At 69.6% G+C, this 13,421-nt stretch carries 11 protein-coding genes; 9 read left to right on the top strand and 2 right to left on the bottom strand.

Annotated elements, in window-relative coordinates:
• From ABZE72_RS06060 to ABZE72_RS06025, 8 genes are all read left to right on the top strand, one after another.
• Window positions 1-744 (top strand): LCP family protein (locus ABZE72_RS06060; RefSeq protein ID WP_372728126.1); only part of this gene is annotated, 744 nt, incomplete at its 5' end.
• Between the two features lie 73 nt (window positions 745-817).
• Window positions 818-1,741, top strand: coding sequence for a glycosyltransferase family 2 protein (locus ABZE72_RS06055; protein WP_372728125.1), 924 nt, complete (start codon window positions 818-820; stop codon window positions 1,739-1,741).
• On the top strand, window positions 1,738-2,682 hold the full coding sequence (locus ABZE72_RS06050) for a glycosyltransferase family 2 protein (RefSeq protein WP_372728124.1): 945 nt from the start codon (window positions 1,738-1,740) through the stop codon (window positions 2,680-2,682). Before ABZE72_RS06055 ends, ABZE72_RS06050 begins: the two co-directional genes overlap by 4 nt.
• Window positions 2,683-2,724: 42 nt before the next feature.
• On the top strand, window positions 2,725-3,915 hold the full coding sequence (glf, locus tag ABZE72_RS06045; protein WP_372728123.1) for a UDP-galactopyranose mutase: 1,191 nt from the start codon (window positions 2,725-2,727) through the stop codon (window positions 3,913-3,915).
• Window positions 3,912-5,909, top strand: coding sequence for a glycosyltransferase (locus ABZE72_RS06040; RefSeq protein ID WP_372728122.1), 1,998 nt, complete (start codon window positions 3,912-3,914; stop codon window positions 5,907-5,909). Before glf ends, ABZE72_RS06040 begins: the two co-directional genes overlap by 4 nt.
• Window positions 5,902-6,822, top strand: coding sequence for an ABC transporter permease (locus ABZE72_RS06035; protein ID WP_372728121.1), 921 nt, complete (start codon window positions 5,902-5,904; stop codon window positions 6,820-6,822). The genes ABZE72_RS06040 and ABZE72_RS06035 overlap by 8 nt, the downstream gene beginning before the upstream one ends.
• Window positions 6,819-7,598, top strand: a complete 780-nt coding sequence (locus tag ABZE72_RS06030) for an ABC transporter ATP-binding protein (RefSeq protein WP_372728120.1) — start codon at window positions 6,819-6,821, stop codon at window positions 7,596-7,598. Before ABZE72_RS06035 ends, ABZE72_RS06030 begins: the two co-directional genes overlap by 4 nt.
• A 263-nt stretch (window positions 7,599-7,861) precedes the next feature.
• Entirely contained in the window at window positions 7,862-10,744 is a 2,883-nt protein-coding gene (locus tag ABZE72_RS06025; protein WP_372728119.1) for an FG-GAP-like repeat-containing protein, read from the top strand.
• A gap of 29 nt (window positions 10,745-10,773) precedes the next feature.
• On the opposite strand, the gene ABZE72_RS06020 is transcribed toward ABZE72_RS06025, so the two are convergent.
• Window positions 10,774-11,481: a TIGR03089 family protein gene (locus ABZE72_RS06020; RefSeq protein WP_372728118.1), complete on the bottom strand. Its 708-nt coding sequence runs from the start codon at window positions 11,479-11,481 to the stop codon at window positions 10,774-10,776.
• Window positions 11,482-11,537: 56 nt separating this feature from the next.
• On the opposite strand from ABZE72_RS06020, the gene ABZE72_RS06015 reads away from it, so the two are divergent.
• Window positions 11,538-12,629, top strand: a complete 1,092-nt coding sequence (locus tag ABZE72_RS06015) for a mannose-1-phosphate guanylyltransferase (protein WP_372728117.1) — start codon at window positions 11,538-11,540, stop codon at window positions 12,627-12,629.
• 6 nt (window positions 12,630-12,635) lie between these two features.
• On the opposite strand, the gene ABZE72_RS06010 is transcribed toward ABZE72_RS06015, so the two are convergent.
• Entirely contained in the window at window positions 12,636-13,382 is a 747-nt protein-coding gene (locus ABZE72_RS06010) for a DUF3105 domain-containing protein (protein WP_372728116.1), read from the bottom strand.
• Window positions 13,383-13,421 lie beyond the last annotated feature (39 nt).

Here is a 13,421-nt window from a genome sequence, read left to right as displayed (position 1 = left end):
TTCAACTGCGAGGGCTGCTACCTCAACGGCGTCAGCACCTGGGCCGCGGACAACACCGAGCTCTTCGCCGACACCGAGACCCCGGGCATGGACGCGACGATCATGGCGATCGAGGGCATCACCGGCCTGCGGATCAACTACTGGGCGATGGTGAACCTGCAGGGGTTCAAGGACCTCGTCGACGCGGTCGGCGGCGTCACCCTCAACGTCCGCTCCCCGATCCCGGTCGGTGGTCTCGGCAGCGACGTCACCGGCTACATCCAGCCGGGCGTGCGCAAGCTCAACGGCCACGACACGCTCTGGTACGCCCGCGCTCGCGAGGGCTCCGACGACTACTCGCGGATGGCGCGCCAGAAGTGCGTGATGAACGCGATGCTCCAGCAGGTCAGCCCCGACGTCGCGCTGCGCAACTTCGAGAAGATCGCCCGGGCCAGCTCGGCGATGATCTCCACCAATGTGCCCGGGGGCGAGGTCGACCGCTTCATGCAGCTCGCCCTGAAGGCCAAGGGGCAGAAGATGTCCACGCTGTCGCTGGTGCCGCCGATGGTCAACACCGGCAACCCCGACATCGCCGTGGTGCAGCGCAAGATCAGCGAGGCGATCGATCGGGCCGAGGGCAACGCCCCCGCCGTGGTCGCGAAGAAGAAGAAGCGCTCCAACCAGCCGGTCACCGGCGGTTCGATCGGTTCACTCAGCACCGGGTACGCCGCGAACCAGGCGGACGACCTGGGGTCGGCCTGCTGACCGGCTCCTCGCCCGGCTCGTCCACCGCGGCCGAGGGTCGGGCGGTCCCCGCGACCCCCGTAGGGTGTGGCGCGTGACCGATTCCGCCCACCCCGAGGACGCGCCCCGCGTCGTCGCGGTCGTGGTCACGTTCAACCGCCTCGACCTGCTCCAGGGGCTGGTACGCCGGCTGCGGGAGATCCCCCAGGTCAGCGAGATCCTGGTGATCGACAACGCCTCGAGCGACGGCACCGGTGAGTGGCTGGCGACGGCCCCGGTGACCGCGCGCACGCTGGAGCGCAACCGTGGGGGAGCGGGCGGCTTCCACGACGGGCTGGCGTGGGCGATGGAGCGTGGCGCCGACCTGGCCTGGCTGATGGACGACGACGGACTCCCCGACGCCGACTGCCTGGCGACCCTGCTCGAGCGTCGGGGCGAACTCGACTTCTGGGGCCCGGTCGTCGTGGACGAGGCCGCCCCCGACCGGCTGGTCTTCCCGATCCGTCTCCCCGGAGGCACCCGCGCCGTACGCGACATGGGCGGCGTCGAGGCCGCGGCGACCGACGGGGTGATCGCCGACGTGGTGATCCCGTTCAACGGGGTCCTGGTCACCCGGGACCTGGTCGAACGGGTCGGGCTGCCGCGCGAGGAGTTCTTCATCTGGGGCGACGACCACGAGTACCGCTGGCGCGCCGAGCGCGCCGGCGCCCGGATCGCGACCGTGGTCGGCGCCCGGGTGCGCCACCCGAGCGTCGGTGAGCTCGGCACCCCGATGATGTTCGGGCGGACCACGTACAACCACACGCCGAGCGATCTCAAGCACTACTGCATGGCGCGCAACAACCTGCTCAACCTGCGCGAGTACCGCGGCTGGGCCCACGCCCTGCTCTTCGTGGCCAAGACGGTGTGGTTCTACACCTTCACCCGGCCCTCGCCGCGGCGGGTCGGGCTCTCGGCCCGGGCGATGGCAGCGGGGCTGCGCGGCGACTTCACCGGCCACGAGGAGTTCCTGCGATGACCGGACCCGAGACGGAGATCGAGGGTGCCTCCGGACCGCGGGCCGAGACGGTGGCCGTGGTCATCGTGACCTTCAACCGCGCCGACCTGCTCGGGCGGATGCTCGACGGTCTCGCCGCCCAGACCTGGCAGCCGGACGCGGTCTACGTGATCGACAACGCCAGCAGCGATCACACCGGGCAGATGCTGCAGCGCTCGGACCTGCCGCTGCTGGTCACGGTCAGCGAGGAGAACCTCGGCGGGGCGGGCGGCTTCCACCTCGGCGTGAAGCTGGCCCACGAGGCCGGCTTCGACCGGATCTGGCTGATGGACGACGACGTCGTCCCGGAGCCCGAGTGCCTGGCCACGCTGATGTCGTACGACGAGGACTGCCTGGCCGCGGTCCGCGAGGACATCGGCGGGGAGCTCGTCGAGAAGGCCGCCCTCGACTTCGACCTGCGCAACCCGTTCGCGATGCGCCCCAAGCGCGCCACCGTGGACGCGACGTACGGCGACCGCGCGCACCTGCCCGAGCGCATCGAGCTGCACAACGTGGCCTTCGAGGGGTTCATGGTGCGCCGGGCGGTGATCGACGAGATCGGGCTCCCGGACCCGTCGTACTTCATCTTCTACGACGACGTCGACTTCGCGCTTCGGGCGCGTCGAGCGGGGTATGTCATCTGGGGCATCCGCGACGCCGTGCTGGTGCGCCAGCTCGACTTCGACCAGCAGCACTCGCTCGACACGTGGAAGGGGTTCTACATGTTCCGGAACCTCTTCGTCGTGCACTTCCGCTACGGCGAGAACGTCCTCGTCCGGCTCAAGCCCTACCTCCTCGTCCTCGCCGTGGTGCTGCTCAGCCCGCTGCGCGGAGGCCGGGGAGAGGCCAGCAACGTGATCCGGGCCATCCGGTCCGCGCGGTCCATGCGTCGCATTCCCGGGGCCACCCAGCCGGGTGACTAGACTTGCCGCCGCGCCCAACCCGTCAGGAGTCCCCCCTTGTCCGTGACCGATCCCGTGAACGACACCCCCGACCTCGTCGTCGTCGGCTCCGGCTTCTTCGGCCTGACCATCGCCGAGCGGTGTGCCAACGACCTCGGCCTCAAGGTGCTGGTCCTCGACCGACGCCACCACCTCGGCGGCAACGCCTACAGTGAGGCCGACCCGGAGACCGGGATCGAGATGCACGTCTACGGCGCGCACCTGTTCCACACCTCGAACGAGAAGGTCTGGGAGTACGTCAACCGGTTCACCTCGTTCACGAACTACCAGCACCGCGTCTTCGGCCAGTACGACGGGCAGGTCTACTCGCTGCCGATGAACCTGGCCCTGATCAACTCGTTCTTCGGCAAGTCGCACACCCCCGACGAGGCACGCGCGCTGATCGCCGAGCAGGCGGCCGAGTTCGACACCGCCGAGGCGAGCAACTTCGAGGAGAAGGCGATCTCGTTGATCGGGCGCCCGCTCTACGAGGCGTTCATCAAGGGCTACACCGCCAAGCAGTGGCAGACCGACCCCACCAAGCTGAGCGCCGACATCATCACCAGGCTCCCGGTGCGCTACAACTTCGACAACCGGTGGTTCAACGACAAGTACGAGGGCCTGCCGGTCGACGGCTACACCGCCTGGCTGACCAAGATGGCCGACCACCCCAACATCGAGGTCCGGCTGAACACCGACTTCTTCGACGTCGCCGACGAGTTCAAGGGCACGGTGCCGATCGTCTACACCGGCCCGGTCGACGAGTACTTCGGCAACTCCGAGGGCCGGCTCTCCTGGCGCACCGTCGACCTCGAGGCCGAGGTCAAGCACGTCGACGACTTCCAGGGCTGTGCGGTGATGAACTACAACGACCAGGACGTGCCCTGGACGCGGATCCACGAGTTCAAGCACTTCCACCCCGAGCGCACCTACATCTCGGGCAAGACGGTGATCGTGCACGAGTACTCCCGGGCCGCGACCGAGGACGACGAGCCGTACTACCCGATCAACACCGCCGAGGACCGCGCGAAGCTGCTCAAGTACCGCGAGCTCGCCAAGAAGGAGCCGATGGTGCTGTTCGGTGGTCGCCTCGGCACCTACAAGTACCTCGACATGCACATGGCCATCGGCTCGGCCCTGACGATGTTCGAGAACAAGCTCAAGCCGCACTTCGCCGAGGGCATGGCTCTGCAGAGTGGAGGAGTGGACGAATGACCACCAGACTGCTGCAGCGACAGATCCTGCCGCTGGACCGCGACTTCGACGTCCTCGCGCTGTACGTCGACCCCGACGAGGCCCGCCTCGACGCCGACAAGTACGAGATCGGTGGGAACCGGGCCGCCAAGGACCTGAACAACGCCGCGATCCGGCAGGCCACCTCGAGCGGCAACCAGATCCACCCCGACCAGATCGAGTCCCGGACCGAGCTGCGGGTGAAGTCCGGCGAGCGGCTCTCGTTCGGCACCTACTTCAACGCCTTCCCGGCCAGCTACTGGCGCCGCTGGACGGTCGTCACCGACGTGACGCTGAGCGTCGAGGTCGCCGGCTCCGGTGCCACGGTCATCGTCTACAAGTCGATGGCCAACGGCCGCTCGCAGCGCGTCGACTCGGCCACGACCGGCGCCGAGGGTCGCGGCACCTTCGTCTTCGATCTCTCGCTCAAGCCCTTCGTCGACGGTGGTTGGTACTGGTACGACGTGGTGGCCGGCGACGACGACGTGGTCGTCTCCGCCGAGTGGACCGCGGAGGTGCCGGACGACCGGGCCGCCCACGGGACCGTCGACATCGCGATCACCACGATGAACCGGCCCGACTTCTGCGCGAAGCTGCTCTCGCAGCTCGGTGAGGACGAGGACCTCGCGCCGTACCTCGACACCGTGCTGGTGATGGAGCAGGGCACCCAGCTGGTCACCGACTCGCCGTACTTCGCCAAGGCGCAGGGCGCGCTGGGGGAGCGGCTGCGGGTGATCGAGCAGGGCAACCTGGGCGGTTCGGGCGGCTACGCCCGCGGCCAGCTCGAGTCGGTCCGCAAGGCGACCGCGACGTACACGATGATGATGGACGACGACGTCGTCTGCGAGCCCGAGGGCGTCGTCAGGGCGATCACCTTCGCCGACCTCGCCCGGCGGCCCACGATCGTCGGCGGCCACATGTTCAGCCTGTTCAGCCGCTCGCGGCTGCACAGCTTCGGGGAGATCATCCAGCCGTGGCGGTTCTGGTGGATGTCCCCGCTGGACACCTACAGCGACTGGGACTTCGCCTCGCGCAACCTGCGCTCGAGCCGCTGGCTGCACAAGCGGGTCGACGTCGACTTCAACGGGTGGTTCAGCTGCCTGGTGCCGCGGGTGGTGCTGGAGGAGATCGGGCTGTCGCTGCCGCTCTTCATCAAGTGGGACGACTCCGAGTTCGGCCTGCGCGCCAAGGCCGCGGGCTACCCGACCGTCACCTTCCCGGGCTCGGCCGTGTGGCACGTCCCGTGGACCGACAAGAACGACGCGGTCGACTGGCAGGCCTACTTCCACCACCGCAACCGCTTCATCGCGGCGCTGCTGCACTCGCCGTACCCCAAGGGCGGCCGGATGATCCGGGAGAGCCTCAACCACCAGATCGCGCACCTGGTCTCGATGCAGTACTCCACCGCCGAGCTCCGGCTCCAGGCGATGGAGGACGTGCTCGCCGGGCCGGACGGGCTGCACGCCATGCTGCCCGGGCGTCTGGCCGAGGTGAACGCGTTCCGCAAGCAGTTCACCGACGCCCAGCTCCAGGTCGACCCCGACGCCTTCCCGCCGATCCGGCGCAAGAAGCCGCCGCGCAAGGGTCGCAGCGCCGTCGAGGTGCCGAGTCGCGTCTCCCAGCTGATCACCGCTGGGCTCGCGCCGCTGCGCCAGCTCAAGCCGCCGCGGGACCTCTCCCGGGAGTACCCCGAGGCGGAGGTCCGGGCGATGGACGCCAAGTGGTACCGCCTGGCCAGCTACGACTCCGCGATCGTGTCGATGAACGACGGCACGTCGGCCGCGCTCTACCAGCGCGACCACGAGAAGTTCCGCGACCTGATGAAGCGCACCCTGGAGATCCACGAGCGGTACCGCCGCGAGTGGCCGCGCCTGGCGGAGCTCTACCGCTCCAAACTCGGCGAGATCACGTCACCGGCTGCCTGGGAGGAGACCTTCCGTCCCTGGACCGAGGATCGGACGGACCTGGATGGCTGAGCCGACCGGCGACGAGAGCGTCGTCGGCGGTCCGCCCCCGGTGGGTCACATCGTCGACGCCCCGCTGGCCTCACCCGCCGCGACCCAGGGACTGCTGGAGGTCTTCCGGCACCGCTACCTGCTCAGGCTGCTGGTCAAGCGGGAGATCAACGCGCGCTACTCCGGCTCGTTCCTCGGGGTGATCTGGTCCTACATCAACCCGCTGAGCCAGTTCCTGATCTACGTCTTCGTGTTCACGCTGCTCCTGGACCGCAACCGCACCGAGAACTTCGCCATCCACATCTTCACCGGCCTGGTCGTCGTGCACTTCTTCACCGAGACCTTCAACGCCGGGACCCGCTCGATCGTGCGCAACAAGGCGCTGATCCGGAAGATGTCGCTGCCCAAGGAGATGTTCCCGGTCGCGTCGATGCTGGTCTCGCTGTACCACGTGGCACCGCAGATGGTGATCATGGTGGCGGTCTGCGTGCCGCTCGGATGGGCGCCCGACCCGATGGGGATGCTGGCTCTCCTGCTCGCGCTCGGCATCATCATGTTGCTGGGCACGGCGCTGGCGCTGATGTTCAGCGTGGCCAACGTCTTCTTCCGCGACTTCGCCAGCGCGGTCAGCATCCTGACCAACCTGGTCCGGTTCGGCGTACCGATGATCTACCCCTACACGGTGGTCGAGGAACGGTTCGGCTCGTTCGCGCAGTACTACCTCTACAACCCCCTCGCCGAGGCGGTGCTGCTGATGCAGCGCGCCTTCTGGATCGGGACCACCGACGACCCCGCGGCTACGGCGGCCACCGACCTGCCCGACCACCTGTTCACGCGCGGCCTGGTCATGGTGGCGGTCTCGGGGGTCATCCTGGTGATCGCCCAGATCATCTTCCGCGCGCTGGAGGACAAGATTCCGGAGCGGTTGAATTGAGCTACTCACCGTCGACATCCATCGTGGTGGAGAACGCCACGAAGTCATTCACGCTGCGCTACCACCGCACCTTCAAGCAGGTCACGGTCGCCAAGCTGCGCGGCCAGGCGACCAGCGACACCTTCAAGGCGCTCGACGACGTCTCGTTCACCGTCGAGCAGGGGGAGTCGATCGGGCTGATGGGCCTCAACGGCTCGGGCAAGTCGACCCTGCTGAAGCTGGTCAACGGGATCATGAAGCCCGACTCCGGCCGGGTGCTGACCCGTGGTCGGATCGCCGGTCTGATCGCGACCGGGGCGGGCTTCCACCCGCAGCTGACCGGGCGGGAGAACATCTTCCTCAACGCGGCGGTGTTCGGGATGTCCGAGAAGGAGACCCACCGCAAGCTCGACGAGATCATCGAGTTCGCCAACATCGGCAAGCACCTCGACTCGGCGGTGGGCAACTACTCCTCGGGCATGTTCGCCCGGCTGGGCTTCGCGGTGGCGATCAACGTCGACTGCGACATCTTCCTGGCCGACGAGGCGCTCGCGGTGGGGGACAAGCCCTTCAAGCGCAAGTGCCTGGAGAAGATGGAGCAGGTCCGCGACTCCGGTGCCACCGTCTTCTACGTCAGCCACGCCGCCGGCTCGGTACGGCGGATGTGCAACCGGGTGCTGGTCCTCGAGGAGGGTCGGCTCGGCTTCGACGGCCCCGTCGACGAAGGCATCAAGTACGTCAAGTACGACTCCGACGACGAGGACAAGGACGACGACGAGTTGGGCGCCGACGTCTGATCGGCGCTCCCTGCCTCAACCGAACGGCCCCCGGACACTCCGGGGGCCGTTCGTCGTACCGGCCCGAGTGGACCATCCCGGCTCTGCCCGATCGGGCCTTCTCTGCGCCCGGGTATCCGGAGAGACTTGACAAATCGAGTTTCCATCGGCGTGTCGAGTGGAAATTACACGATTGTAGTTACTCACTTTCGCTTCCGTGACGGGTGTGACTCATGTGAAAGTTGCGCAACGTGTGATTCTTCCCCCGCACTGGAGTAACTCAAATGCCCCCCAGCAAGACTCGTTTCGTCACGGCCTGCCAGCAGCTGCTGGCACTCGCCGTGGTTCTGGCCGCCCTCACGCCGGCGGCCAGTGTGGTCTCCCTCGACGTGGTCCAGCGTGAGCCCGGCACGGCGCGCTCCGGCGCAGCCGGCTCCGGGGCCGTCGGCGACCTCGCCGCGTACACCCGAGCCGCGAGCCGCAAGTCGCTGGTCGCGGCTGCGGTCGGCGACGCGGTGGTCGAGGAGCACTCCCTGACCGCGCCCACCGGCCAGAAGAGCGCCGCGCTCGGGCTCGCCGCCCGGACCCGGCCCGGCGCCCGTCCCGGCAGCGTCTCCGTGGTCGGTCGGCCGCAGCCGGTCTCCGGCTTCGGCACGGTCGGGGTCACCTGGGCTCCCGACGACTCCGTCGACGAGGACGACCTCACCGTGCGCGTGCGCACCCTGGACAAGGGGCAGTGGACGGACTGGACGGAGCTGGAGTACCACGACGAGCACGGACCCGACCCGGACTCGCGCGAGGGCCGTCGGGCCCGCCCCGGCACCGAGGAACTGCTGGTCGGCAGGGTCGAGCAGGTCCAGGTGGCGGCGGTCTCCGCCAGCGGCACGCTGCCCGCCGACATGAAGCTCGCCGTGATCGCCCCCGGTGAGGTGCCCCGGACGGCCGTCGAGGCCCCGGCGATCGACACCGGCGAACTGGCGCCCACCGGCTCCAGCGCCCGCCGCTCCACCAGCGAGCCGACGCCGAACCCCGAGCCCGAAACCGAGGAGCCCGGCGAGGAGGACCTCGACCTGCAGGCGTCCGTCTTCACCCCCAAGCCGGTCATCTACTCGCGCGCGCAGTGGGGAGCCGACGAGCGGCTGCGCGACAAGGGCTCGCTGCGCTACTTCGAGGTGCACGCCGGATTCATGCACCACACGGTGAACTCGAACGACTACAAGCGCCGTGACGTCCCGGCCCTGCTGCGCAGCATCTACGCGTACCACACCCAGTCCAAGGGCTGGAGCGACATCGGCTACAACTACCTCGTCGACCGGTTCGGCCGGATCTGGGAGGGCCGCTTCGGAGGGGTCGACCGCCCCGTCGTCGGTGCGCACACGCTGGGCTACAACGACTACGCGTTCGCGATGTCGGCGATCGGCAACTACGACGTGAAGAAGCCCTCCCGTGCGATGGTGCAGGCCTACGGGGCCCTCTTCGCCTGGAAGCTCTCGCTGCACGGGGTGGACGCCTCCTCGCCCCGTCAGGTGGTCGGCTCGAAGACCTTCCCGGCGATCAACGGTCACCGCGACGCCGGCTCGACCGCCTGCCCGGGGCGCTACCTCTACTCCCGGCTGGGCCAGGTACGGCGGATCGCCGCCCAGACCCAGCGCGGCTGGGCCGGTCGGGAGCTCGAGTCCGACCTCGCCGCCTCACCGCACCCCGACCTCGTCGTACGACGTGCCGGCGACGGCCGCGTCTTCGTGATCCCGACCGGCGGGCTGACCCAGTTCGAGCTGCCGGTGCCCCTGCGTGGCCCCTGGCGCGCCTCGGACACCGTGGTGGCCGCACCCGACCTCACCGGCGACGGTCACTCCGACCTGCTGGTCCAGGTGGCCGACGGCTCCGCCCAGGTCTACCCCGGCAACGGCAACGGCGGAGTCGGGGAGCCGATCAAGAAGAGCGACAAGTTCGCCAACCACGACCTGGTCACCGCGGCCGGCGACCTGACCGGCAACGGCAACATCGACTTCGTCGCCCGTCGTACGGCGTCCGGCAAGCCCGACCTCTACATCGGCGGCGGCAAGGGCGGCTTCGTCAAGCGCCACCTGCCCGGCGACTGGAGCAGCTACGACCTGCTCACGGCCACCGGCGACCTGAACGGGGACGGCAAGGACGACCTGGTCGCCCGGGACGGCTCCGGTCGGCTCTGGCTGATCCCTGGCACCGGTTCGCGCCGGCTCGGGCAGCCCGTCCAGATCCCCGGCAACTACGGCACCTACGACACGATCACCGGGTTCGGTGACTTCAACCGCGACGGCCGTGCCGACCTGTTCGTGCGCAACCCGGGCAAGCCCGGCTACATCCTGCCCTCGCGGGGCGATGGCACCTTCGACCGGCGGCTCGGCCCCGTGCAGCGGCCCACCGGCGCCGACTTCGTGACGGCGGTCGACCTGATCGGCAACGCCGCCCCCGACCTCCTGGTCCGTCGTGGCGACGAGCTGATGACCTACCCGAGCACCGGCGGCTACGAGACGGGTCGACCGATCGACTCCGGCGTCCAGGTCAAGAACGCGAACACCCTGCTCAACGCCGGTGACTGGGACCGGGATGGCCACGGCGACATCATCGTGCGCAGCGGCCGCAGCGGTGCGCTGTTCCTGCGGCGCGGCGACGGTCAGGGCCACTTCGGCAAGTCCCAGGTGCTGGCCAAGGGCTTCGGCGGCGTGGGGCTGCTGGCGGCGGTGGGGGACATGACCGGGGACGGCTGGCCGGACCTGATGGGTCAGCCGCGGGGGTCCTCGATGCGGCTCTACCCCGGCAAGGGGCTGGAGGGCCTGCGCCCCAGTTACGTGGCGTACGGCTCGGTCTCCGCGTCCACCCAGGTCGCGGTCGGACGGTGGGACGGCGACGGAGCGCCGGACACGCTCTTCCGCGCCGGCGACCAGCTCCGGCTGTACCCGGGCAACGGGCCGGGCGGCCTGATCGGCTCCAGTTCGCTCAACGTGAACCTGCGTCGCTACGACTGGGTGATCGGGGTCAGCGACGTCACCCTGAGCGGCCGGCCGGACCTGCTGGTGCGCAAGCGCTCCAACGGCACGCTGTGGCTGCTCCAGGCGACCGCGAAGGGCTTCACGAAGCCGCGCTACATGGCCTCGGGACTGAAGGGATACGACTTGGCCGGCTGAGACCGGTCAGGGGTGCTGGCTCCCCACGCTCACGGGAAGCGAGCCGTGGCACGCTCGGCGGCGTACGTCGCCTCGAGCTGCCCCGGGTCGGCGTGGGAGACCAGGACCAGCGAGCCGCCGCGTGCGAGCGGCTCCACGAACGAGGCGATTCCCGGTGGGGAAGCCGGGTTCGCCTCCGTGAGGAGGCGGCCGCCGTCGGAGAGCAGGTTCCCGGCGGCGGCCGTACTCCACAGCTCGCCGTGCGTGGTGCCGGTGAGCGCCGGGTCCTCGGGGCCGGGCGGGTCCCAGGCCGTGAACGCGTCCGGCTGCGACCAGACGTCGACGCCGACGTCGTGCACCCCCGGTGGCAGCTCGGCGGCGAAACGGACCCCCATCGGTCGCAGCGAGCAGGCCAGCACCGGCAGGTCGGCGGCTCGGGGCGCCCAGGTGTCGAGGCCGTCCGGTCCGCAGACCACGGCGTCGGGCTGCTCGGGGCCGGCCACCTCGAGTCCGACCGTCCAGGCGGCTCCCAGGAAGACCGGGCCCAGCCAGTGGGTGGGCAGGTCGACGTGGATCCGCTGACCGCGCTCGAGGTCGTGCTCCTCGACGAGCAGCGAGGCCGTCTTGGCCACCCAGTTGGCGTAGGTGACCCGGGAGAGCTCGACGCGCTCGCCCGAGGCGTGGTCGTAGAACGTGATGAGCGGACGGCCGGGGTCGGCACGCAGCAGGCCGGCGAGCACGGCGGAGAAGGTGGTCACCCGGCCAGCCTAGGCAGCCGCGGGCGGCGGAGCGGGCACGGCCTAGGCTGACCGCCATGTCAGGCATCCCGCACTTCTGGGCCGTGGTCCCGGCCGGCGGAGCAGGCACCCGCCTGTGGCCGCTGTCGCGCTCGTCCTCGCCCAAGTTCCTGCACGACCTCACCGGCAGTGGCCGGACCCTGCTGCAGGAGACCGTCGACCGGCTCACCCCGCTCGCCGCGGACCGGTTCCTGGTCGTCACCGGGCAGGCGCACCTCGCGGCCGTCACCGCCCAGCTGCCCCAGCTGGCCGGGGGCGCGGTGCTGGCGGAGCCCTCGCCGCGCGACTCCATGGCCGCGATCGGCCTGGCGGCAGCCCTGCTCGAGCGACGCGACCCCGAGGCCGTGATGGGCTCGTTCGCCGCCGACCACGTGATCAGCGACCCCGAGCGGTTCCAGGTGGCCGTCACGCGGGCGGTCGAGGCGGCTCGGCAGGACTGGCTCGTCACGCTCGGCATCGAGCCGACGAGCCCCTCTCCGGCGTTCGGCTACATCCACCTGGGGGAGCCGCTGCCGGGCCTGCCGGAGGTCTGTGCCGTCCAGGAGTTCGTCGAGAAGCCCTCGGTGGAGACCGCCCGGGACTACCTCGCCAGCGGTCGGTTCCGGTGGAACGCCGGCATGTTCGTGGTCCGCCCGACGGTGCTGCTGGACCTGCTCGCCCAGTGGCACCCGGAGTTCGCCGCAGCGCTGCGTCAGCTCGCCGGCGACCTCGACCGGCTGCCGGAGCTCTGGGGGACGTTGCCGAGGATCGCGCTCGACCATGCGATCGCGGAGCCGGCCGCCGCCGCCGGACGGGTGGCGGTCGTGCCGGCGTCGTTCCCCTGGGACGACATCGGGGACTTCGACTCGCTCGCCACGCTGCTGGAGCAGACCGACCCCGGGTCGGCGGGAGGTCTCTCGGTGCTGGGCGACGAGGAGTTGGTGCGCGCCGTCGCCAGCACGGGTCTGGTCGTCCCTGCCTCCGGGCGCACCGTGGCCGTGGTCGGCCTCGACGACATCGTGGTCGTGGACACCCCCGACGCGCTGCTGGTGACCACGCGGGCCCATGCGCAGCAGGTCAAGGCCGTGGTGACCGGACTCCAGGAGTCGGGCCACCGCGACCTGACGTAGTCGGGGCTACATCGCCCCCGGCTCGGGCGAGTCGGTGTAGGGGTATTCGCGCATGAAGCCGTCGAGGGCCTCGCCGCTCGGCTCGGAGCAGTACTGCCACACGCCGACCTGCTTGGTCGGGTCGGTGTTGCCCGAACCGCCCGCGGACCAGTGCGTGTAGGCGATGTGCTGGCCCTCCGGGAACTCTGCCGAGTCGCTGTCCTCGGAGGTCCACGGAACGGCCTTGAACTTGAAGCGGAAGTTGCTGGTGCCCTCGAACTTCGAGGCGATGCCGCGGATCACCTTCATCTGCTCGGCGTCGTCGGCGATGGTCTCGTCGTACCAGAGGATCGTGTAGCCGTGCTCCAGGTTGTGCACGAGCGTGCCGAGCTCGGGTCGGTCCTTGGCGGTGTAGAACTTGCGCGCCATGGCGTCGGGCATGTCGTAGTGCTGGCCGAAGGCCGGCGGGGCCTCGGGGTAGTTCAGCGGCGTGCCCGGCGGGACGTGGTCCTGGGTGCCGTTGGCCGGCTTCGTCTCGACCTCCTGGCAGACGCTGGCCGCGGCGCCGATCTCGGCGAGGTCGGTCTTGTCGTACTGCCGCAGGTCGAGCTTGTCCTTGACCACGCTGTAGATCGGGAACGCGAGGATCAGCACCGCGATCAGGACGCAGACGCCGACGATCATCATCCCGCGCCGACGCTCACCGCCCTTCTGCTCCTTGCGGATCTGGTCGATGACGGCTTGGCGTTCGGTCTTGGCGGGCTTCTTGGCCACGGGTGCGTTCCTCGAGTGGTCGAAAAGGGGATGCAGCGG

This window comes from Nocardioides sp., assembly GCF_041600255.1.
Lineage (GTDB): Bacteria > Actinomycetota > Actinomycetes > Propionibacteriales > Nocardioidaceae > Nocardioides.
The sequence above is the reverse complement of the archived record's forward strand: the minus strand, read 5'-3'. Positions and strand labels throughout refer to the sequence as shown.